General features: G+C 68.8%; 19 protein-coding genes. 16 read left to right on the forward strand and 3 right to left on the reverse strand.

Features of this window, described 5'->3' with window-relative positions; translation table 11 throughout:
• The first annotated feature begins 34 nt into the window (after positions 1 to 34).
• From J2Z30_RS35555 to J2Z30_RS35585, 7 genes are all read left to right on the forward strand, one after another.
• Positions 35 to 442: an ATP-binding protein gene (locus J2Z30_RS35555; protein ID WP_044578056.1), complete on the forward strand. Its 408-nt coding sequence runs from the start codon at positions 35 to 37 to the stop codon at positions 440 to 442.
• 169 nt (positions 443 to 611) lie between these two features.
• A complete protein-coding gene (locus J2Z30_RS35560; protein WP_044578055.1) occupies positions 612 to 1,442 on the forward strand; it encodes an oxidoreductase in 831 nt (276 codons plus the stop codon).
• Between the two features lie 71 nt (positions 1,443 to 1,513).
• Entirely contained in the window at positions 1,514 to 2,302 is a 789-nt protein-coding gene (locus J2Z30_RS35565; protein ID WP_052701672.1) for an alpha/beta fold hydrolase, read from the forward strand.
• Positions 2,293 to 3,042 (forward strand): enoyl-CoA hydratase/isomerase family protein, encoded by a 750-nt coding sequence (locus J2Z30_RS35570; RefSeq protein WP_052701671.1) that lies wholly within the window; start codon positions 2,293 to 2,295, stop codon positions 3,040 to 3,042. Before J2Z30_RS35565 ends, J2Z30_RS35570 begins: the two co-directional genes overlap by 10 nt.
• 91 nt (positions 3,043 to 3,133) lie before the next feature.
• The gene (locus J2Z30_RS35575) at positions 3,134 to 4,603 is read left to right on the forward strand and encodes an NAD-dependent succinate-semialdehyde dehydrogenase (RefSeq protein WP_044582178.1); all 1,470 of its coding nucleotides are present in this window, start codon (positions 3,134 to 3,136) and stop codon (positions 4,601 to 4,603) included.
• Positions 4,600 to 5,379 carry an SDR family NAD(P)-dependent oxidoreductase gene (locus J2Z30_RS35580; RefSeq protein WP_044578052.1) on the forward strand — a complete coding sequence of 260 codons (780 nt, stop codon included), beginning with the start codon at positions 4,600 to 4,602 and terminating at the stop codon, positions 5,377 to 5,379. The genes J2Z30_RS35575 and J2Z30_RS35580 overlap by 4 nt, the downstream gene beginning before the upstream one ends.
• Complete coding sequence (locus tag J2Z30_RS35585; protein ID WP_044578050.1) at positions 5,376 to 6,626, forward strand: CaiB/BaiF CoA transferase family protein; 1,251 nt, start codon at positions 5,376 to 5,378, stop codon at positions 6,624 to 6,626. The genes J2Z30_RS35580 and J2Z30_RS35585 overlap by 4 nt, the downstream gene beginning before the upstream one ends.
• On the opposite strand, the gene J2Z30_RS35590 is transcribed toward J2Z30_RS35585, so the two are convergent.
• Complete coding sequence (locus J2Z30_RS35590) at positions 6,575 to 7,216, reverse strand: TetR/AcrR family transcriptional regulator (RefSeq protein ID WP_052701670.1); 642 nt, start codon at positions 7,214 to 7,216, stop codon at positions 6,575 to 6,577. The genes J2Z30_RS35585 and J2Z30_RS35590 overlap by 52 nt on opposite strands.
• Positions 7,217 to 7,241: 25 nt before the next feature.
• On the opposite strand from J2Z30_RS35590, the gene J2Z30_RS35595 reads away from it, so the two are divergent.
• The 9 genes from J2Z30_RS35595 to J2Z30_RS35635 all read left to right on the forward strand — a co-directional run bounded on the left by J2Z30_RS35595 (position 7,242) and on the right by J2Z30_RS35635 (position 16,706).
• Positions 7,242 to 8,036, forward strand: coding sequence for an enoyl-CoA hydratase/isomerase family protein (locus tag J2Z30_RS35595; RefSeq protein WP_209468977.1), 795 nt, complete (start codon positions 7,242 to 7,244; stop codon positions 8,034 to 8,036).
• Complete coding sequence (locus tag J2Z30_RS35600; protein ID WP_044578048.1) at positions 8,033 to 9,178, forward strand: alcohol dehydrogenase catalytic domain-containing protein; 1,146 nt, start codon at positions 8,033 to 8,035, stop codon at positions 9,176 to 9,178. The genes J2Z30_RS35595 and J2Z30_RS35600 overlap by 4 nt, the downstream gene beginning before the upstream one ends.
• On the forward strand, positions 9,175 to 9,690 hold the full coding sequence (locus J2Z30_RS35605) for an acyl-CoA thioesterase (RefSeq protein ID WP_044578045.1): 516 nt from the start codon (positions 9,175 to 9,177) through the stop codon (positions 9,688 to 9,690). Before J2Z30_RS35600 ends, J2Z30_RS35605 begins: the two co-directional genes overlap by 4 nt.
• Entirely contained in the window at positions 9,687 to 10,880 is a 1,194-nt protein-coding gene (locus J2Z30_RS35610) for a thiolase family protein (RefSeq protein ID WP_044578043.1), read from the forward strand. The genes J2Z30_RS35605 and J2Z30_RS35610 overlap by 4 nt, the downstream gene beginning before the upstream one ends.
• A gap of 17 nt (positions 10,881 to 10,897) precedes the next feature.
• On the forward strand, positions 10,898 to 11,659 hold the full coding sequence (locus J2Z30_RS35615; RefSeq protein WP_044582175.1) for a 3-hydroxyacyl-CoA dehydrogenase: 762 nt from the start codon (positions 10,898 to 10,900) through the stop codon (positions 11,657 to 11,659).
• Positions 11,660 to 11,709: 50 nt separating this feature from the next.
• The gene (locus J2Z30_RS35620) at positions 11,710 to 12,519 is read left to right on the forward strand and encodes a crotonase/enoyl-CoA hydratase family protein (protein WP_044578041.1); all 810 of its coding nucleotides are present in this window, start codon (positions 11,710 to 11,712) and stop codon (positions 12,517 to 12,519) included.
• A 286-nt stretch (positions 12,520 to 12,805) separates the two neighbouring features.
• Positions 12,806 to 14,134: an MFS transporter gene (locus J2Z30_RS35625; RefSeq protein ID WP_078957009.1), complete on the forward strand. Its 1,329-nt coding sequence runs from the start codon at positions 12,806 to 12,808 to the stop codon at positions 14,132 to 14,134.
• Between the two features lie 95 nt (positions 14,135 to 14,229).
• Positions 14,230 to 15,216 carry an aldo/keto reductase gene (locus tag J2Z30_RS35630; protein ID WP_044578039.1) on the forward strand — a complete coding sequence of 329 codons (987 nt, stop codon included), beginning with the start codon at positions 14,230 to 14,232 and terminating at the stop codon, positions 15,214 to 15,216.
• 14 nt (positions 15,217 to 15,230) lie between these two features.
• Complete coding sequence (locus J2Z30_RS35635; protein WP_044578037.1) at positions 15,231 to 16,706, forward strand: aldehyde dehydrogenase family protein; 1,476 nt, start codon at positions 15,231 to 15,233, stop codon at positions 16,704 to 16,706.
• Positions 16,707 to 16,851: 145 nt separating this feature from the next.
• On the opposite strand, the gene J2Z30_RS50105 is transcribed toward J2Z30_RS35635, so the two are convergent.
• The gene (locus J2Z30_RS50105; RefSeq protein WP_245388835.1) at positions 16,852 to 17,121 is read right to left on the reverse strand and encodes a flavoprotein; all 270 of its coding nucleotides are present in this window, start codon (positions 17,119 to 17,121) and stop codon (positions 16,852 to 16,854) included.
• Positions 17,118 to 17,447: a flavoprotein gene (locus J2Z30_RS50110; protein WP_308280206.1), complete on the reverse strand. Its 330-nt coding sequence runs from the start codon at positions 17,445 to 17,447 to the stop codon at positions 17,118 to 17,120. Before J2Z30_RS50110 ends, J2Z30_RS50105 begins: the two co-directional genes overlap by 4 nt.
• Positions 17,448 to 17,857: the final 410 nt, after the last annotated feature.

The raw sequence follows: 17,857 nt of genomic DNA on the forward strand, positions 1-17,857 counted from the left end.
TAACGCAGAAGGGCCAAGCACCCAGGGAGCCGAAATGGCCACCACAGCGCCGACCGTGACGAGTGAGTCAGCCGGCATCTGGACACTCCCCCATCAGGACGTCTCCGTCCCCACCGCCCGGCGTCTCGCCCGTGCCCATCTGTGTCGGGGGCAGCTGGCACCCGACACCATCGACACCGCGCTACTGCTATTGACGGAACTTCTCACCAACGCGGTCCGGCACGGGCACGGCCCGTACGTCACCTTTGCCGTCAGTCTCCTGTCAGGACAGCTGATCCTCAGCGTGACCGATACCGGAAACGGCGGACCCCGCACGCGCCATCGGTGCGACGCGCTCTCCGAGAGCGGTCGCGGACTCGACATCGTCGCAACCCTCGCCGCCGCCTGGAGTGTCCGGAGGACAGCAGCGGGCCACACCATCTGGGCGATCATCCGTCTCTGATCCAGTGGGACGCGCGTCCACGCGACTCCAGGACACGTCCTCACTTGTGGCCAATTACATTACGTGCTAGACACGTAATGTAATTGGCCGGGCGAGCGACACCGTGCGCCCGTCCACACCGGACGCAGACATCACGACGAACCGCTCACGGTTCATCCGGAGGCATGGAATGAAGGCATGGTTCATCACGGGAGCGTCCCGTGGTTTCGGGCTGGAGATCGCACGTCAGGCCCTCGAGCGGGGAGACTCCGTCGTGGCGACCGCTCGCGATCCCCGGACAGTGGAAAAGGCGCTTGCCGAGGGCGGTGACCGGCTGCTGGCGCTCCCTCTCGATGTGACCGACGAGCAGCAGGTGCGGCAAGCCGCCGATGCGGCCGTTGACCGGTTCGGCCGGATCGACGTTTTGGTCAACAATGCGGGCCGGGGCCTCCTCGGAGCCGTCGAGGAAGCCTCCGACGATGAGGCCCAGGCCGTCTTCGGCACCAACGTCTTCGGTCTGCTGTCCGTCACCCGGGCGGTCCTGCCGGTCATGCGTCACCAGCGTTCCGGCCGGGTCCTCAACATCAGTTCCGTGGGCGGCTTCACCGTAGGCGCGGGCTGGGGAGTCTACGGCGCCACGAAGTTCGCGGTGGAGGGCCTGAGCGAGGCCATGCGGGCGGAGCTCGCACCGCTCGGCATCGCGGTCACCGTCGTGGAGCCCGGCGTCTTCCGCACCGACTTCCTGGACAGCAGCTCGTTGCACCGCACCCATCGGAGGATCGACGACTACACCGCCACAGCGGGTGGCACCAGGGTCTGGGCGGAGCAGAACAACCACGCCCAGCCCGGTGACCCGGTGAAGGCGGCCACCGCGATGATCACCGTGGCCGACAGTCCCGAGCCGCCCACGCGCATCCAGCTCGGTGCGGACTGTGTCGCACGAGTCGAGGCCAAGCTGGAGCACGTGGCGAGTGAGCTGGCGCAGTGGCGTGACCTCGCACTGTCCACCGTGCACGCCTGACCGTACGAGGACCGCTCAGCCACTACCAGGAGCACGGCAGCCCCTGTGCCGACGAACCTTAGGAGGACACCGTGCGGAACACCGCGGACCAGCGTCCGCACGTGGCCCTGATCCATGGCCTCGGCCTCGACACCACCATGTGGAACCGCGTCACACGGCTTCTGCCCGGCCGGTTCGACGTGGATTCCCATCCGCTGCTCGGTCATGCTCCGGGCGCCCTCGTGCCCCAGGGGCTCACTCTGCGCGACATGGCGGGCTTCACCGCCTCCCACCTGCGGCCTCGCACTCATCTCGTGGGCTTTTCGCTAGGTGGCCTCGTCGCCGCACACGTCGCGCGGTGGCACCCCACCCTGGTGCGTTCCCTGACCCTCGTCAGCACCGCCGGCCGCCGCACGGAGGAGGAGAGAGCCGCGGTCCGGGAGCGTTTCGCCCTCATGGAGGGCGACTTCGAGGCGGGGATCGACGACATGCTCGACCGCTGGTTCCGGCCTCACTGGCTCAAGCGGGACCAGGATCTCGTACATGACCTCGCGGCGGCCATCCGCCGGCACGACCGGGAGGCGCTCCTCGCATGCTTCCGGCTCTTCACCGAGGCCGACATCGAGGTGTGGTCAGGTCTTCCGGACATCGCCGCGCCGACCCGGGTGATCACCGGCAGCGAGGACCTGGGATCGACTCCGGCCATGGCCGCCGATCTGGCCGCCACCATCCCCTCCGCGTCCTCCTACGTAGTCGACGACTCCGCCCACTTGCTCCCCCTGGAGCAGCCGGAGGCTCTCGCGACCCTGCTCGTCGACCACGTGGACGACGTCGAGTCGGCCGCCCCGAACCGCCCTCGAAGGAGGCTCCCGTGTCCCTGACATCCGGATCGGTGGACGACCGCGTGAAGCTCGTCGTGAAGGGTGACGTCGCCGAAATCCGCCTCAACCGTCCCGACCGTCTCAACGCCGTCGACGACCGGATGATCGAAGCCTTCGCCGCTCATCTGGAGACGTTGCGGACCTCGGACGCGGTACGAGTCGTGGTGCTGGCGGGAGCCGGACGGGCGTTCTGCGCGGGGGGAGACCTGAAGCGGCCTCCGCGGACCGGGCCGCTGGAGGAACAAGTCGCCGTGCTGAGACGGCAGGCCGCCACGGTCGAACGTCTCGCGGCTCTTCCACAGGTCACGGTCGCCATGCTGAACGGGGCGTGCGCCGGACTGGCGGTCGGTTGGGCGGCAGCGTGCTCGTTGCGCGTCGTGAGCGATGCCACGGTGATCAATACCGCCTACCTCACGGCCGGGCTCGCGGGCGATTTCGGGGTGGCGTGGTGGCTCACCCGGCTCCTCGGGCCCGGGGTCGCCGCGGACTGGATGCTGCGACCGCGGAAGATCGGGGCACGTGAGGCGGCGGACCGAGGTTTCGCCACGATCCACTGCCCAGCGGGCGAGCTGAGGGCAACTGTGGACACGGTGGTCCGCGAGCTCTGCGCGATCCGCCCCGAAGCACTGACCGGTGCGCTGACGAACCTGCGCCGGGCGGAGGGCACACAGCTGTCCGGATACCTGGACGAGGAGAGCGCCCGGCATGTCGCCGTGCGCCACCTGCGCAGCCGGCCATGACCGGAACACATCCCACCGCCTCGCGACCGGGTTCACCGGAGCCGCCGACCGGATCAGCGGACCGCGGCACACTCGAAGAAAGGACCTCGCGGTGACAGCGCCGTACCCTGCCATCCGCCAGTACATAGCGGGCGAATGGCAGGAGGGGCAAGGGGACGGCTACACGACCGTACTCAACCCCTCCTCCGAGACACCCCTGGCCGAGGTGCGCCACGTGAGTGCCGCGCAGCTCGACCGGGCTCTGGAAGCCGTGCGGGAGACGGCCCGGCCCTGGCGGCGCACGTCCCCGACGGAACGAAGTGCGATCTTGCGAAGGGCTGCTTCGCTGTTGCGCGAGCGGTGCGGGGACATCGCCCGCACCCTGGTACTGGAACAGGGCAAACCGCTCCGGGAAGCGCATGCCGAAGTACTGGTCTCCGCCGACATGCTCGACTGGTACGCGGAGGAAGGGCGCCGGGCCTACGGCCGGGTCGTACCCGGCGAGCACGGAACCCGGCTCAGTGTGATCCCCGAGCCCATTGGTCCCGTAGCGGCCTTCACCCCTTGGAACTTCCCGGCCACCTCATCGGTCCGGAAGCTCGGCGGAGCCCTCGCGGCAGGCTGCCCGATCATCCTCAAACCGTCCGAGGAGACACCGGGCACCGTGGCCGAGTTGTTCCGGGCCCTGGCGGACGCCGGGCTGCCTCCCGGCGTGGCCCATATGGTGCTCGGCGATCCGGCCGGCGTTTCCGCACATCTCCTCGCCGACCCCGTCATCCGGAAACTGTCGCTCACCGGCTCCGCGGCGGTCGGCCGCGAGCTGTCACACCTCGCGGTGGAGGCGAACATCGTCACCACGATGGAGTTGGGCGGCAACGCACCAGTGCTGATCTTCCCCGACGTGTCCGTGGAGGCGGTTGCCGAGGCGTGCGCGAAGGCGAAGTTCCGCAATGCCGGGCAGGTGTGTAACGTTCCCAGCCGGTTCTTCGTCCATGAATCGGCCTCCGCAGAGTTCGCCGAGGCGTTCGCATCGATAGCCTCCGGCCTCCGCGTCGGCGACGGCCTGGCGAGCGGCGTGGAGATGGGGCCGCTGGCCAACGCGCGCCGCAGGGACGCCGTGGAGGCCATGGTGGACGAGGCCGCGGAGCAGGGCGCGCGGATACTCGCCGGTGGTGGGCGCCTGGAGGGACCCGGGTTCTTCTTCACTCCGACGGTACTCGGCGACGTCGGCGAGCGGCACCGGGTCTTCTCCGACGAGGTGTTCGGCCCGGTCGTCCCCATCACCACCTTCCGGGACGAGGACGAGGCCGTGCAGCGGGCCAACGACACGGACTACGGGTTGGGCGCCTTCGTATTCACCGAGTCGCTCGCCACCGCGACCCGGGTCTCCGAAGACCTGGAGGCCGGTGTGGTGGGTGTCAACACCACGGTGCTCTCGCGGGTGGAGACGCCTTTCGGAGGCGTGAAGGCGTCCGGGCACGGCCAGGAAAGCGGCTCGGAGGGTCTGGACGCCTACCTCGTGCGCAAGGCCGTCCTTCAGCATCCCCCGCTGACCGCGAACATCACGAAAGGCAGCACATGAACAACCGCGAACACACGGTGCCTGACCGGCCCGTCGCCCTGATCACCGGTGGCGCGAGCGGCGTGGGCAGGGCCGTGGCGCGTGAACTGCACCAGCGGTCCCACCGGGTCTTCCTGCTCGACATCCAGGTGGATGCCGCCGAGGGCGTCGCCCGTGAGCTGTCGGCCGACGGCGCCTCCGCCATCGCGTGGAAGGCCGACGTCACCGACGAGTACGCGGTGGCAACCGCCGTCGAGGAGGCCGTACGAGTGTGGGGCCGTCTCGACGCGGTGGTCAACTGTGCCGGGGCGGCGACCGGCAGCGCTCCGCTCACCGACACGACGTCCGAACTGTGGCAGCGCACGCTCGCGGTCAACCTCATGGGGCCCGTGCACGCCAGCCGTGCGGCCATCCCCTTCCTGCGGAGCGATGGAGGCGCCATCGTCAACGTCAGCTCGGTGGCGGGTGTCCGCGCCCGTGCGGAGCTGACCGCCTATTGCGCGGCGAAAGCGGCCCTGGTGTCCTTGACCCAGTCCCTTGCCCTGGAACTCGCGTCCGACGGTATCCGGGTCAACTGTGTGGCTCCCGGAGCCCTGGAAACACCGATGTTCGACGCGTTCAGCCGTCCCGGGGAATCACCCGCCGAGGTCCGGCGCCGGTACGTGAACGGCATTCCCCTCGGACGGCTCGGCACCGCGGAAGACATCGCCCACGCCGTCACGTTTCTCACCGACGGCGTCAGGTCCTCCTTCGTCACCGGCCAAGTGTTCGTGATCGACGGAGGACGAGCGCTGTGAACCGGATCGAGACCTCCGAGGAATCTGTCGGCGGCGGGGCCCTGCGCGGCTTGACCGTGCTGGACCTGTCCAGGGTACTGGCCGGGCCCTACTGTGCGCAGATGCTCGGCGACCACGGTGCGCGCGTCATCAAGGTCGAGCCGCCGGAAGGCGATATGACCCGCGAGTGGGGAGCGGCGGGCAAGGAGCGGATCAGCGCCTACTACGCGGGCCTGAACCGCAACAAGGAACACATCAGCATCGACCTGAGAAGCGCGGAAGGCCAGAACCTGCTCCTGGAACTACTCACGGACGCGGACGTCCTCATCGAGAACTTCAAGGCCGGGACGATGGACCGCTGGGGAATGGGACCGGGCGTCCTGCTCGAACGCTTCCCCCGCCTCGTCTACTGCCGGGTCACCGGTTTCGGCTACGACGGGCCGATGGGCGGACTGCCCGGCTACGACGCGGTATTGCAAGCGTTCGGCGGCATCATGCACATGAACGGCGAGGCCGATGGCGGTCCTGTCAAGGTGCCGATGCCGGTGGTCGACCTCACCACCGGCATGCTCGCCCTCTCAGGTGTCCTTCTCGCACTGCACGAACGGAGTCGGTCGGGCCGCGGCCAACTGGTCGATCTCGCCCTGCTGGACAGCGCGCTCAGTCTGCTGCATCCGCAGGCCGCCAACTACTTCCTGCACGGCGAGGAACCCCGGCGGATCGGCACCGCCCACCCCAACGTCGCACCGTACGAGACCTTCGGCGGGCCCGAGAACCAGCTGTTCGTCGGCGGTGGGAACGACCGCCAGTTCCACGCTCTGTGTGAGTACCTGGGCGATCCCGGTCTCGCCGACGACCCGCGCTTCCGCACCAACGCCCAGCGAGTCTCCCATCGCCTGGAACTCAGCGGGCGGGTCGCGCAGCTGATGGCGGACATCGATCTGGACGAAGCCGCCGGCTCCATGCTGGCGCATGGCATCCCGGCCAGCCCTGTGCGGCCGCTGCCCGAGGTGATGGAGGATCCGCAGGTCCGCCACCGCCGTATGGTGCTGGACGTCGGCGACTACCGTGTCCTCGGCATACCCGTGAAGCTGGCCCGTACCCCCGGTGCGGTGGTGACACCGCCCCGGATGTTGGGAGCCGACACCCGGCGGACCCTGGCCGACCTCGGCGTCCCCCAGGCCCGTATCGAGGCGCTGATCCGGGGCGGCGTCGTTCATGCCGAGGAGACGCCGTCCACCGCTTCCGGTGACGGGGTGGACGCATGAGGCCTCGCTCCGTCCAGCAATGTGGTGACCACACGCCACTCCCACCCGTCGTCCATTGCCAGATTCTGGGTGTAGCCGCCGTAGAACGCGCCGATCAGCATCGAGGCCATGAGAGGGGCGTCGGTTTCCGGCGACAATTCACCGTCGTCCACCGCGCGGGTGATGATCGCGGCGATGCGCTCCCTGCGCGGCTCGACGACCCAGCGCCGCCAGGCCGCGATCAGCTCGGGGTGGTGCCGCTCCTCCGCCAGCAGCGTGCCCACCATGGCTATGGGAACGGTCCGCTCATACGTGATCCGTACGTCATGAAGCTCCGCGGCCAGATCCTGCCGCAGATCGCCCACCGGGTCCGGCCGGTCACGGTGGCTGTTGGCGATGGCGGCGGCGACGACTTCGGCCTTGCCCGACCAGCGCCGGTAGATGGCCGGCTTGGAAACACCGGCACGATCGGCGACGGCCGCGATGGTGAGTCGCTGGAACCCTTCCTCGGCGAGCAGCGCCAGCGCCGCGGACAGGATCTGTTCATCCGCGTCCAGCCGGGGACGGCCAGGACGGCGCCGCGAGCCGCCGGCCGCTCGTGCACGTGTCATGGAACCAACCTACAAGGAGACGGCCGTGCCTGAGATCACGGATGTCGGCATTCAGCGCGAAGGGGGCGTCACCATCCTGGAGATGCGCAACCCCGGCAAGAAGAACGCGTTCGACCAGCACCTTCTCGACACTCTGACCGCCGAACTGATCCGTGCGGGCCAGGACGACGCGGTACGGGCGGTCATCCTCACCGGCGAGGGAGACGCGTTCTGCGCCGGTGGTGACGTCTCCGCGATGGGTGGCGACACCGATGCCACGGGACATCTGCGCTATCTCACCGAGCACATCCACACCGTGGCACGCGCCCTGATGGACTGCCCCAAACCGACCATTGCCATGATCAACGGCCCCGCGGTCGGTGCCGGGCTGGACATCGCCCTGGCCTGCGACCTGAGAGTGGCGGCCCGGTCCGCCGTACTGCGGGAGGGCTACATCAGGGTCGGGCTGTCGGCGGGGGACGGCGGTGCCTGGTTGCTGCCCCGAATCGTCGGGCGCGGCCGTGCCCTGGAGCTGCTGCTGACCGCACGGGGCGTGAGCGCCGACGAGGCCGAGCGGATCGGACTCGTCACGCTCACCGTGCCCGACGCCTCGCTGCGCGAGCGGACCCTCGCGTTGGCACGGCGTCTTCAGGAGATGCCCCCGAACGCCGTGACCTCCATGAAGCGGCTGGTGAATGACTGTGCGGAGGCCTCGTTCAGCACGGGGCTGAGCCTGTCGGCCCAGTCCGTCGCGGTACTGCAGAGCAGCCATGAGCACGCCCAAGCTCTCCAGCACGCTCGGGCCCGCCGGCTGACCGGGAACGCCGGGAGGAAGGCATGAGGACCACAGCCGCCGTACTGCGGGCCACCGGATCCAAGCGGCCGTACACGACAACGCGTCCCCTGGGCATCGAGCAGCTCCAGCTCGACGCACCGGGTGCCGGTGAGCTGCTGGTGAACATACGCGCCGCAGGTGTCTGCCACTCCGATCTGTCGGTCGTCACCGGCCACCGGGTGCGTCCCCTGCCGATGGCACTGGGGCATGAGGCGGCGGGGGTCGTTGCCGATGTCGGACCCGGGGTCTCGGATGTGACCGTCGGAGACCACGTCGTGCTGGCCTTCGTTCCCAGCTGCGGGGCCTGCGGTTACTGCGAGGAGGGCCGCCCCGCGCTGTGCGAGGCGGGAGGGGCCGCCAACGCCGCGGGGCGGCTCCTCCGCGGCGGCGGGCGGTTGCACGACGCATCCGGGACGGAGATCAAGCATCACCTCGGAGTGTCCGGCTTCGCCGAGTACGCGGTCGTCGATCGCTCCTCGGCCGTCGTTGTCGACAAGGATGTCCCCTTCGACGTGGCCGCCGTCCTCGGCTGCGCCATGCTCACCGGCTTCGGCGCGGTGCGCAACACGGCCGGGGTGTCCTCCGGTGAGAGCCTCGCCGTTATCGGGCTGGGGGGAGTGGGGCAGGCGGCGGTGCTCGGGGCCGTCTCGTGCGGCGCGTGGCCCATCGTCGCGGTGGACCCGGTGGCCGACAAACGCGCGTTGGCTGTCGCGCTCGGGGCGACCCACGCCTGCGAGCCCGGCGAGGCGGAGGGCCTTCTGCGGGAGCTCACCGGGGGCGGCAGCCGCTGGGTGTTCGAGGCGGCCGGTGTCAGTGCCGTGATGGAGCACGCTTTCGCGTTGACCCGCCGGGGCGGGACGGCGGTCTCCGTCGGCCTGCCCGCCCCCGACACGAAGGTCGCCCTGCCGGCGTTGGCCTTCGCCGGAGAGGCGAAGACCCTTGCCGGTTCGTACATGGGCTCATCGGTGGCCCAGCGCGACATCCCGCTGCTGATCGGCATGTGGCGCGAGGGCAAGCTGCCCGTGGAGCGGCTGGTCAGTGGCGTCCTGCCCCTGAAGGAGATCAACACCGCGTTCGAGGAGCTGGCCGCGGGCCGTGCCGTGCGGCAGTTGCTCCATCCAGGCGCCGAGCCCGGGGAGGCGCGATGAGGCGCGCGGACCGGGACGAAGTGGTCGCCCGGGACGCCTTCCCCGTGCTGGTGCCGTGCCCGACACGATGGCGCGACAACGACGCGTACGGGCACATCAACAACGCCGTGTACTACGAGTACTTCGACACCGCGGTCAACAGCTGGCTCCACCACCGGGCCGGCCGCGTCGCACACGAAGGCGAAGCCATCGGTGTGGTGGCCGAGAGCGGCTGCCGCTATCTACGGCAGGCCGCCTACCCCGAACACCTGCTGGTCGGGCTGGCCTGTGACCGGCTGGGCCGCAGCAGCGTCACCTACCGGCTCGCGGTCTTCCGCACCGGCGGTGACGCCCCTGGCGCACCGGACGACACGGCCATCGCCATCGGTCGGTTCGTCCACGTCTACGTGGGCCGCGGTTCCCGGCGCCCGGTCCCGGTGCCCGACCCCGTGCGCGCGGCCGTCGCGAAGGATCTCGACGCCACGGGCCGCCCGGTCATCATCCTCCCACCCACCCCAGGAGCACGAGCATGAACCAGGCAGTGATCGTCGACGCGGTGCGTACCGCGTCCGGGCGGGGAAAACCCGGCGGAGCTCTTTCCGGCAGCCACCCCGCGTCGCTTCTGGCCGGCGTGGTGAAGGCACTGGTGCAGCGCAATGACGTGGACCCGGCGGAGATAGACGACGTGGTCGCGGGCTGTGTCTCGCAGATCGGGGAGCAGTCGTACAACATCGGCCGCACCGCCCTGTTGGCGGCCGGGTTCCCGGCGTCGGTGCCCGCCACCACGGTGGACCGCCAGTGCGGCTCCAGCCAGCAAGCGGTGCACTTCGCGGCCCAGGGCGTGCTGGCCGGCGCCTACGACATGGTGATCGCCTGCGGTGTGGAGTCGATGAGCCGCGTGCCCATAGGCAGCGGCGGCAACGGCGCGAATCCGTTCGCGCCGCTGGCCGATCGCTACCCTGACGGCCTTGTCCAACAGGGCATCAGTGCCGAGCTCATCGCTGCTCGCTGGAAGATCGACCGCGAAACGCTGGACGCGTTCGCCGCCCGCTCTCACCACAGGGCGGCACGGGCGAGCGAGGCGGGGGACTTCACCGCGGAGATCGTCCCAGTGCACGTCACCGACGCGGAACGCGTCGGCGGGCAACACACGGTGGACGAGACCATCCGCCCGGCCACCACCACGGAGAGACTCGCCACGCTCGGGCCGGCGTTCGTCGATGAGCAGACCGGGCGGCGCTTCCCCGAGATCGGGTGGCGCATCACCGCCGGAAACTCCTCGCCCCTGACGGACGGGGCCTCCGCCGTACTCATCATGAGCGAACGGCGCGCCACGGAGCTGGGGCTACGCCCCCGCGCCCGCTTCCACTCCTTCGCGGTGACCGGCAGCGACCCGCTGCTGATGCTCACCGGCGTCATCCCCGCCACCCACAAGGTGATGAAGCGGTCCGGACTGACCGTGGACGCCATCGACGCCTACGAGGTGAACGAGGCATTCGCATCGGTTCCGCTGGCGTGGCTGCGGGAGTTCGACGCCGATCCCGAGCGCCTCAATCCGCGCGGTGGGGCCATCGCCCTCGGACACCCGCTGGGCGGCTCTGGCACCCGGCTGCTCACCACCTTGCTCGGCCACCTCGAAGCCACCGGCGGCCGCTTCGGTCTCCAGACCATGTGCGAGTTCGGTGGCATGGCCAACGCCACCGTTATCGAACGACTCCAATGAGCGAGGAAGCCACCATCATGGACATCTCCAACAGCGTGTCACTCATCACCGGAGGAGCCTCCGGACTGGGACTGGCCACCGCGCGCCGTCTGCTGTCCGCGGGCGGCCGGGTGGTGATCGTGGACCTGCCTTCCTCTCAGGGGGCCTCGGTCGCCGAAGAGCTCGGCGGCCGGGCACAGTTCGTCGCCGCGGATGTCACCGCCGAGGAGCAGATACGCGCGGTGCTGGACACCGCCGCCGGGCTGGGGCCACTGCGTGTGGTCGTGAACTGCGCCGGTATCGACAAGCCGATGCGGACCCTCGGCAAGAACGGCCCGTTCCCGCTTGCCGCCTTCCGACGGGTGGTCGAGGTCAATCTGATCGGCAGCTTCAACACCATTCGTCTCGCCGCCGAGCGGATGGCCGCCCAGGAACCGGTGGGCGAGGAACGCGGTGTCATCGTCAACACCGCGTCCGTCGCGGCGTTCGAGGGCCAGGTCGGACAGAGCGCGTACTCGGCGTCGAAAGGCGGTGTAGTGGGGATGACCCTGCCCATCGCCCGAGATCTGGCCGACCGCCTCGTACGGGTCGTGACCATCGCGCCGGGGCTGTTCGAGACACCGCTGCTCAGCGCACTGCCCGAAGCCGTCAAGGATTCCTTGAGCGCACAGGTTCCGCACCCCAGGAGGCTGGGCCGACCGGAGGAGTACGCGGCGCTGGTCGCCCACATCGTCGAAAACCCGATGATCAACGGCGAGACGGTCCGCCTGGACGGTGCCCTCCGCATGGCTCCGCGCTGATGAGCGGAGACACGATGCGGGACGGAACACAACCACGAGGGAACGCACCCATGCCGGAGCGACACATCACCGACACCCCCGGCCCGGCGGCCACATTGGAACGGCTGGGCGACATCGCCGTGGTGACGCTCAACCGGCCCCACGCGTTGAACGCGGTCGACGCGGCGCTGTCGGAGGCCCTCGGCACCGCCTTGGAGACCATCCGGCACGATCCCGTCGTCCGAGTGGGGGTGATAACCGGTGCGGGCCGTGCCTTCTGTGCCGGGGCCGACCTCAAGGAACTCGCCACAGGCCGTTCCATCGACGCGGCCGGCCATCCCGAATGGGGCTTCGCGGGGATGGTCCGCCATTTCGTCGACAAGCCGCTGATCGCCGCGGTCAACGGTTTCGCGCTCGGCGGAGGCACCGAGATCGTCCTGGCCTGCGACCTGGCGGTGATCGACGAGACCGCAGCACTGGGCCTGCCCGAGGTCAAGCGGGGGTTGTTCGCCGCTGCCGGCGGGGTCATCCGGCTTCCCCGTCAGATTCCGCTGAAGGTCGCCCTGGAGGCCGTCCTGACAGGTGAGCCCATCAACGCCCGGAGGGCCGAGTCCTTGGGGCTCGTCAACCGTGTCGCGCCCGCCGGTCGCGTGCTGGAGTCGGCGCTGGAACTCGCCCGTATCGTGGCCGCGAACGCGCCGCTGGCAGTACGTGCGGCCAAACGGCTCGTCCACCACGGTGCAGCCACCGGATCGGACTGGGAACCCGCGGTCTGGGAGCGGAACGACGCCGAGATGGACACGGTGTTCGGCAGCGAGGACGCGGCCGAGGGCGGCCGGGCCTTTGTCGAAAAGCGCGCCGCCTCCTGGCGCGACCGCTGAGAAGCGCCGCACACACGGCGAGGCCCCGCGAAGTGACCAGCGTCCCTTGTTCCGCCTGCTCTTGCCAGGCCATCAAAGCTCTCATATATTACGTTCCAGGAACGAAACATAATTACAGCGGGCAGCCTCGCGCGCTGCCGTCAGTCGCGCGGACGGCGTCGGCCCAGCCCCCCTGTCGGCCCCCTTCCGGCCCGCCCCTCGGGCGCCCCCGTCCCCACCCTTCGGCACACAGCCCATGGGGTCCTGGGTTCGTCGCACCATTCCTCCAGCTCCTTGAGGAGTCCCCATGCCACCCGTACAGCAACCCGACGTCACCGCGTCCAGCACCGATGTGCCCTCCACACGCCAGAAGGCCATGCGGCAGGTAACACTGGCGGGCGGAGTCGGCACCGCCATCGAGTACTACGACTTCAGTGTGTACGGCTTCTTGGCCCTGACCATCGCCGATGTGTTCTTTCCACAGTCCGATCCCGCAGCGGCGCTCCTCTACACCCTGGCCGTGTTCGGAGCCGCGTTCGCTCTGCGCCCGATCGGTGGAGTACTCCTGGGACACGTGGCGGACCGGTACGGCCGCCGGCCGGCGCTGGCAACCGCCGTCCTCGGCATGGCCTTCGCCAGCACGGCCATGGGGGTCCTGCCGAGCTTCGCGGCCATCGGGGTCGCGGCACCGGTGATGCTGCTGATCCTGCGCTGTGTGCAGGGCATCTCCGCCGGCGGTGAACTCGGGAGTGCGGCGGCGTTCGTCGCCGAGGCGGCGCCGGACAGAACCCGTGGCTTCCATACCAGCACCACGCAGATCGGAACGCTGGCCGGCACCTTGCTCGGTGCTCTGGTCGTCGCGATAGTGCGGTGGGGCCTCACCCCTGAGCAGCTCTCCGCGTGGGGCTGGCGCATCCCGTTTCTGCTCTCCCTGCCCCTTGGCATTCTCGCGCTGGTCGTGCGGCGTCGGGTGGAGGAGTCGAAGGACTTCGCCAACCTCGAGGAGGCCGGACGGGTCGCCAAGGTGCCGGCCCTGGCCGCACTGCGGTCCCATACCCGCGGTGTGCTGACGGTCTGCGGCCTGTCGCTCGTGTCGTTCGCCGCGTACTACATCGTGTTCAGCTACATGACGACCTACTTCACCGCACAGAAGATCATGTCCCCGGATGCGGCGGTCTGGACGAGCGTGCTCACCCTGGCACTGGCCACCATCGCCATTCCCTTGTGGGGCACGGCCTGTGACCGCTGGGGCCGCCGCCCGATCCTGATCGGTGTCTCCGCCGCCAACCTGGTGCTGAGCTACCCGTTGTTCCTGCTGATGGGGCAGGGATCGGTCACCTGGGCAGTGGTGGCACAGATCGTGCTCGGTCAGGCCGAGGCCGCCTATATGGGTGTCATCCTCGCCGCGTACACCGAGTTGTTCCCCGCCAAGGTGCGTGCCAGCGGGTTCAGCCTCGGCTACAACGCCGCCTCGATCATCACGGGCGGCAGCGCGCCCTACATCGCTACCTGGCTGATCGAGGAGACCTCCAACAAGCTGGCACCCGCCTGGATGCTGATGACCGCCGCCGCGATCTCGCTCGGAACAGCCCTCACCCTCAAGGAGACCGCACGCCGGCCGTTGCCCACTGTCTGACACCCCCGATGGCTTCCCGGCGCACCGCGGAAGGTTCGCCGGCCGTACGGATGGTGTCCCGGCCCTCCCGGGCCGCCACACCTTTGGAGAAATACATGAGGTACACCAGGCTGGGCAATTCCGGCCTAAAGGTCTCAGCACTCGCGCTGGGCTGTATGAGCTTCGGCGAACCAGACCAAGGAGGCCACCGGTGGAGCCTGCCGGAAGACGAGAGCCGACTGCTCATCCGCCAGGCGCTGGACCACGGAATCAACTTCTTCGACACCGCGAACGTCTACTCCAACGGCTCCAGTGAGGAGATCGTGGGCCGTGCCCTGGCCGACTTCGCCTCTCGTGACGAGGTGGTCATCGCGACCAAGGTGCACGGCCGGATGCGACCGGGCCCCAACGGTGGCGGCCTGTCGCGCAAGGCGATCTTCGCTGAACTCGACGCCAGTCTGCGCCGCCTGGGTACCGACTTCATCGATCTCTACCAGATCCACCGGTGGGACCCGGAAGTCCCCGTCGAAGAGACCATGGAAGCCCTGCACGACGTCGTGAAGGCGGGCAAGGTCCGCTACATCGGCGCCAGTTCCATGTTCACGTGGCAGTTCGCCAAGGCCCAGCACCTGGCCGAAGCAAATGGCTGGACGCGGTTCGTCTCGATGCAGAGCCATTACAACCTGCTGTATCGCGAGGAAGAGCGCGAAATGTTGGCGTTCTGCGCCGATCAGGGCATCGGCGTTCTTCCCTGGAGCCCCCTCGCCCGTGGCAGGCTCACCCGTCCCTGGGGCGACACCACGCCGCGTTCCGAGAACGACGCCTTCGGCAGTGCCTTGTACGACACCGACTCAGGTGACCGGGCCATCGTCGAGCGAGTCGCCGAAATCGCCGAGTCCCGTGCGGTTCCCCCGGCTCAAGTGGCGTTGGCGTGGGTGACGCAGAAGCCACCGGTCACCGCCCCTCTCATCGGCGTCACCAAGGCGAGTCACCTCGATGACGCGATCGCGGCACTCGGCCTGGACCTCACTCAGAAGGAAATGGATGCCCTTGAAGAGCCATATCTCCCTCACCCCGTCGCAGGTCACACGATCATCCGTTGAGAAAGGCCAGATCCGTGCTCTCCCCCATCGACGCCCCTTACGACTTCGATCAGCTCTACCTGGCAGGCCGGTGGCGGCACGGCGGATCCGCCTCGCCGCTCACCGTTCGCGATCCCTACAACGGGCAGGTACTGGCCCAGTTGGTCTCAGCCGGCGCGGACGATGTCGACGAGGCTTTTCGCGAGGCTGATCGCGCCCAGAGGTCCTGGCGGAGGGTACTCCCCGGCGAACGGGCGCGGATCATACGCCGCGCCGCCGAGATTCTGGAGGCGCGCAGGGAAGAGACCGTTTCCTGGCTCGTCCGAGAAGCCGGAAGCACCCGACTGAAAGCCACGATGGAAGTGGACGCGGTGCTGGCGATGCTCCTCGACGCCGCCACTTTGCCCCATCGGGCCGAAGGACGCATCATCCCCGGCGACATCGAGGGCAAGGAGAACCGTCTCTACCGCAAGCCGATCGGAGTTGTCGGTCTCATCACGCCGTGGAACTTCCCTCTGCACCTGACCTCCCGGACCCTCGCCCCTGCTCTCGCCCTCGGCAACGCGGTGGTCGTGAAGCCCGCCGAGGAAACGCCGATCACCGGCGGGCTTCTGCTGGCAAAGATCTTCGAAGAGGCGGGGCTGCCTCCTGGGGTCATCAGTGTCCTCGCGGGACCCTCGCGCGTCATCGGCGACCCCTTCCTCCTCCACCCAGTGCCCAGCGTCGTCTCCTTCACGGGCTCCACTCCGGTCGGACGCCACGTAGCACACTGCGCGGCCACCGGTCCCCGCATCAAGTCGGTCATGCTCGAACTCGGCGGCAACAACCCGTTCGTCATCCTCGACGACGCGGACATCGATCTGGCCGTCCGTGCCGCGGTGGCGGGCAAGTTCATTCACCAGGGCCAACTGTGCATCACGACCAACCGCATCATCGTGCACAGTTCGATTCAGGACGAGTTCGTGGAACGCTACGTCGACCGCGTCGGCGCTCTGAAGACCGGCGACCCGAACGACCCTGACACGGTGATCGGCCCGATCGTCAGCCAACGACATTTCGCCGGGCTGGTGAAAATCATCGAGGCCGCCCGTGCCGAAGGCGCGCATCAGGCACTGGGTGGTAGGACCACTGGGCAGGTGCTCCCGCCTCACGTCTTTACGTCAGTCACGGAAGACATGGCCATCGGCAGGGACGAGATCTTCGGGCCGATCGTGCCGATCATATCCGTGAGCGACGACGAGGAGGCCCTGCGGGTGGCAAACGATACCGAATACGGGCTGTCCAGCGCTGTATTCACCAGCGATGCCGAGCGGGGTCTCGCCTTCGCTCATCGTATCGAGGCGGGAATGACGCACATCAACGACATGCCTGTCGTTGATCTCGCCAACATGCCATTCGGCGGAGAAAAGAACTCAGGTCTCGGCCGCTTCGGCGGTGACGCCCTCATCGACGAGCTGACCCGGCGGCACTGGATTTCGGTACAGCACCAGCCCCGCCGCTACCCGTTCTGATGGCGCCCGCTCTCCACGTACATGAAGCCGCAGGCGAGCAGCCTGCACTCAGGCAATCACAAAGCCCCGGGTCAACCGCCGTCCGGCGATAAGGACATTGGCACCCGCAGAGTTCGCCCTCGGCGAGGAAAACCCACAGGCGTGGTCACAGTGCCTCGGTACCGGGGGCCGTTGACGATGGCTCCTGGTGCCACCGGCGCACGGCGCCCGACTCCAGGCCGAAGTGATCGAGAACCCGGCCGACGCTGTGGTCCACCGGCTCGGCGATCGAGGTGGGCCGGCTGTAGAAGGCGGGAACCGGCGGAGCGATCACGGCACCGAGTTCGGCCAGTTCCGCCATGGCCCGCAGGTGATTGCGGTGCAGCGGGGTCTCCCTGACCATCAGCACCAGGCGGCGGCGCTCCTTCAGCGTCATGTCGGCGGCCCGGGGCAGCAGGGTGGGGTGATCCCGCAAGCGATCTCCGACATCATCTTGACCGAGCAGGGGATGACGAGCATGCCCGTCGTCTCAAACGAGCCACTGGCGATGGCCGCGCCCACGTCGTTCGGCCGGTAGCTGATGTCGGCGAGTGACTCCAAGTCCCGTGCAGGCGAGTCCGATTCGCATCGAAGCGTCATGCGCGCCGAACGGCTGACGACGAGGTGGGTCTCCACCGGCACGGGAGCCAGCAGCCGCAACAATCGTTCGGCGTAGATGGCACCAGTGGCGCCGCTGACTTCGACGACCAGGCGCCGGGTCACCGGATCTTCTCCTGCCAGAGGCCGGGGGCGGGCGCGGCGAGGGCCGAGGGTCCAGTTCCGCCTCGCCCGGCACACGGAGCCGCGTGTACTCGCCAGAGGCGGCCCCGGCGGGAACGGTCGCGTCGAGCCCCATCCGCGCGCCGACCGCCATCGGCGGTCGACGGGTCCAGACTGGAGCCCGCCTGACCGTGGCAGCGGGAAGAGGAATGACCTTCGGGTTGTCGTCAGGGGCACGTAGGCCGAGGCTGCGGTGGGCCTGCCCCGCGTTGTCGTGCTCGGCTACTGGTTGACGACAGCACGCGAATGCCGTTCGCGGTGATGAGGATTCGGTCGGTGCACTCGGCCCGGACTGTGTGTATCCATCGTTCAGCGAATGCGTTCGGCCAGGGGCTTTGCGGCGGAGCCAGGAC

This window comes from Streptomyces iranensis, assembly GCF_017874715.1.
Classification (GTDB): Bacteria; Actinomycetota; Actinomycetes; order Streptomycetales; family Streptomycetaceae; genus Streptomyces; species Streptomyces iranensis.

Excerpts from the sequence above, each read along its gene's own strand:
- J2Z30_RS35620 (WP_044578041.1), top strand. The coding sequence starts at position 11,710 with ATGCCGGAGCGACACATCACCGACACCCCCGGCCCGGCGGCCACATTG.
- J2Z30_RS35610 (WP_044578043.1), top strand. The coding sequence starts at position 9,687 with ATGAACCAGGCAGTGATCGTCGACGCGGTGCGTACCGCGTCCGGGCGG.
- J2Z30_RS35625 (WP_078957009.1), top strand. The coding sequence starts at position 12,806 with ATGCCACCCGTACAGCAACCCGACGTCACCGCGTCCAGCACCGATGTG.
- J2Z30_RS35630 (WP_044578039.1), top strand. The coding sequence starts at position 14,230 with ATGAGGTACACCAGGCTGGGCAATTCCGGCCTAAAGGTCTCAGCACTC.
- J2Z30_RS50105 (WP_245388835.1), bottom strand. The coding sequence starts at position 17,121 with ATGACGCTGAAGGAGCGCCGCCGCCTGGTGCTGATGGTCAGGGAGACC.
- J2Z30_RS35615 (WP_044582175.1), top strand. The coding sequence starts at position 10,898 with ATGGACATCTCCAACAGCGTGTCACTCATCACCGGAGGAGCCTCCGGA.
- J2Z30_RS35590 (WP_052701670.1), bottom strand. The coding sequence starts at position 7,216 with ATGACACGTGCACGAGCGGCCGGCGGCTCGCGGCGCCGTCCTGGCCGT.
- J2Z30_RS35600 (WP_044578048.1), top strand. The coding sequence starts at position 8,033 with ATGAGGACCACAGCCGCCGTACTGCGGGCCACCGGATCCAAGCGGCCG.
- J2Z30_RS35605 (WP_044578045.1), top strand. The coding sequence starts at position 9,175 with ATGAGGCGCGCGGACCGGGACGAAGTGGTCGCCCGGGACGCCTTCCCC.
- J2Z30_RS35560 (WP_044578055.1), top strand. The coding sequence starts at position 612 with ATGAAGGCATGGTTCATCACGGGAGCGTCCCGTGGTTTCGGGCTGGAG.
- J2Z30_RS35580 (WP_044578052.1), top strand. The coding sequence starts at position 4,600 with ATGAACAACCGCGAACACACGGTGCCTGACCGGCCCGTCGCCCTGATC.
- J2Z30_RS35555 (WP_044578056.1), top strand. The coding sequence starts at position 35 with ATGGCCACCACAGCGCCGACCGTGACGAGTGAGTCAGCCGGCATCTGG.